We start from the raw sequence: 2,874 nt of genomic DNA on the forward strand, positions 1-2,874 counted from the left end.
CGGCAGATGCGGGAGAAAGTAGCTTAGGTATCTTCACCCCATCAATCCTAAAGGGTCAGAACGCACGATGCACCATTTCAGCCCGTGAATGGCTTATATGACGCACCGTAGCTCGCCCGCACCAGCCGCCTCTACCCGCATCCTCCCCGGTAAACCCACCCGGTACCCCACCAACACCGGGCAGAGCGCGGGCGTTACACTTAGTGGGTACACGAAGACCAGACACAGACACGAGGCCTGCCATGACCGCACCCGCAGAATACACCGAAGAAACCGCCGACCTCTCAGAAACCACAGCCCCCTCAGAAACGGTCGAGGCACCCGAGATTGACACTGCTGACACTGCTGACACCGCCGTCACCTCCGAAGAAGGTGGTGTGCTCATCCTCGGCGGCACCCCCATCGGCAACCTCGCTGACGCCTCCGACCGACTGCGCTCAGCCCTCGCCACCGCAGACCTCATCGCCGTTGAAGACACCCGCAAACTACGAACCCTCGCCTCCGGGCTTGGCGTGCGTACCCGCGGCCGCGTCATCGTCAACCACGACCACAACGAAGAAGAACGTAGCGAAACCATCGTGCAAGCGGTACAGGACGGCCAGCGTGTGCTGCTGCTCTCGGATGCGGGCATGCCCACCATCTCCGACCCCGGCTACGTTGCCGCCGCAGCCGTCGCAGAAGCCGACCTGCCCGTCACCGTGGTGCCCGGCCCCTCCGCGGCGTTGACCGCGCTCGCGCTCTCCGGCCTGCCCACCGGACGATTCACCTTCGAAGGCTTCCTCGCCCGCAAGGGCTCCGAGCGCACCCGCCGCCTCGCATCGCTGGCGGGGGAGGAGCGCACCATGATCTTCTACGAATCCCCGCACCGCACCGCCGCAACCCTGGCAGACTTCGTGCAGACCTTCGGCGCTGACCGCCGCGGAACGGTCAGCCGTGAGCTAACCAAGCTCCACGAAGAGGTTCGACGCGGTACCCTGGCTGAGCTTGCCGAATGGGCTGAGTCTGAACGCGTCCGCGGCGAAATCGTCATTATTGTCGAGGGAGCTCAAGCCCCCGAAACCCCCCAAGCGCAGGACGTAGTGCAGCTGGTCCTCGACCGTGTAGCGGGCGGCGAGCGCCTCAAGAGCGCCTGCGCCGCGGTCGCCGCCGAGACCGGCACCTCCAAACGTGACCTGTACGAGGCGGCGCTGGCTGCCCGTTCTGAATAACCCACATCCGAATAACCCAGAATTACCCCCCAGCTTTACCACCAAGTTTTATCCCAAGGATTTATCAATGTGTCAGAGCCATCCCGGTCCTGAAATCACCCAGGAGTACCTGAACTCCCTCGCCGCCCTGGCGAACTACACCCTGCCCACCCCCGCGGCACTTCGGGCAACCGCCCTGCCTAACGGCTGGGAGCCGGTGCCCGGTGAAGTACCCGCACCCTATCAGGCGGAACTCTACACCGGCATCAGTGACGCCGAAGGCGGAGAAGGAACCCGCCGCCGCTCCACCACCGGCGAGAATGGCCGCAGCCGTAATCTGGTCTTCCCGCCCGCTCCCGAGCCGCTGCCGTACCCCATCGTGGATAACCACACCCACATGGACCTACTCGACGGAGAAGTAGAAATCAGCGCCCGTGACGCACTCGACGCCGGCGAAAAGCTCGGCATTGCCGCTATCGTGCAGGTCGGATGCGATATTCCCTCCTCCCTGTACGCGGTCGCCGCCGCCCAGGCTGATGAGCGTGTCCTCGCCGCCATTGCGATTCACCCCAACACTGCTCCCGAGCTGGCGGCAGCCGGTCAGCTGGAGGCGGCCCTCGCCACCCTCGACGAGCTCGCCACTGCCGACCGCGTGCGCGCTATTGGTGAGACTGGCCTGGACTATTTCCGCACCGGCGAAGAAGGCATGGAGGCGCAGCACTACAGCTTCCGCGAGCATATTCGCATTGCGAAGAAGCACAACCTGGCGTTGCAGATTCACGACCGTGACGCGCACGAGGATGTTGTGCGCATCCTGGATGAAGAGGGCGCGCCGGAACGTACCGTGTTCCACTGCTATTCGGGTGGCCCGGAGCTTGCCGCGATCTGCAATGAGCGCGGCTGGTACATGAGCTTTGCAGGCACGGTGACGTTCAAGAATTCGAAGGGTATTCAGGAGTCGTTGGCGATGGCTCGCCCGGAGCTGATTCTGGCTGAGACGGATGCACCGTTCTTGACCCCGCATCCGTTCCGTGGCCGCCCGAATGCGTCCTACATGACGAATTACACGGTGCGGTTCATGGCGGCTCACCGCGGTGAGGAGCTGGAGGCGCTCTGCCGCCGTATCCGTGAGAATTCGGAGCGGGTTTACGGGCAGTGGTAGGCGCGTACAACCTGTAGCGGATATCTACTCTGAGTCGCCTCGCGGCGTGTGCCCTGCGTGCTAGACTGTAGCAACTACAAACAATTCACTCAAACAGCTATGCCATGATCTGGTCTGCAGTATTTAGGTACGTATAGTGCCTCAATGATGTGTTCAAAATTTGGTGCTGCAAACGTCCCTACGAGATTTTATGTTGAGCACCCGGTAGCTGGTGCTTTAGGAGGACACTATGGCAAAGATTCTGAAGTATGTTCTGGGCCTGGATGGCGCGAACCGTTTTGAATCGTTCTATTCGGTGGGCGCGCCCGCGAAGGATTTCGTGCCTTATTCTGCGGTGGATAACCGTGATAATCATGTGACCGATGACGAATTTGATGTTGAACTTTTCCGTAGCCGTTGGCATCGTGACCCCACCCCGGCTGAGCGCGGTTGCATGCTCAGCCACGTGAAGATGTGGGAGGACTTTGTCGCATCGGATGCTGACTGGGCTCTGATTGCTGAGGACGACATCCTTATTTCTCCGGA

At 61.6% G+C, this 2,874-nt stretch carries 3 protein-coding genes; all 3 read left to right on the forward strand.

Features of this window, described 5'->3' with window-relative positions; genetic code table 11:
* Positions 1 to 242 precede the first annotated feature (242 nt).
* A complete protein-coding gene (gene rsmI, locus Q0216_RS06340; protein ID WP_298593836.1) occupies positions 243 to 1,208 on the forward strand; it encodes a 16S rRNA (cytidine(1402)-2'-O)-methyltransferase in 966 nt (321 codons plus the stop codon).
* Between the two features lie 67 nt (positions 1,209 to 1,275).
* Positions 1,276 to 2,349 (forward strand): TatD family hydrolase, encoded by a 1,074-nt coding sequence (locus Q0216_RS06345; protein ID WP_298593838.1) that lies wholly within the window; start codon positions 1,276 to 1,278, stop codon positions 2,347 to 2,349.
* A 229-nt stretch (positions 2,350 to 2,578) separates the two neighbouring features.
* A partial coding sequence (locus Q0216_RS06350; protein WP_298593840.1) for a glycosyltransferase family 25 protein occupies positions 2,579 to 2,874 on the forward strand: 296 nt, incomplete at its 3' end.

Origin of the sequence: uncultured Rothia sp., assembly GCF_937976295.1 — a bacterium.
Lineage (GTDB): Bacteria > Actinomycetota > Actinomycetes > Actinomycetales > Micrococcaceae > Rothia.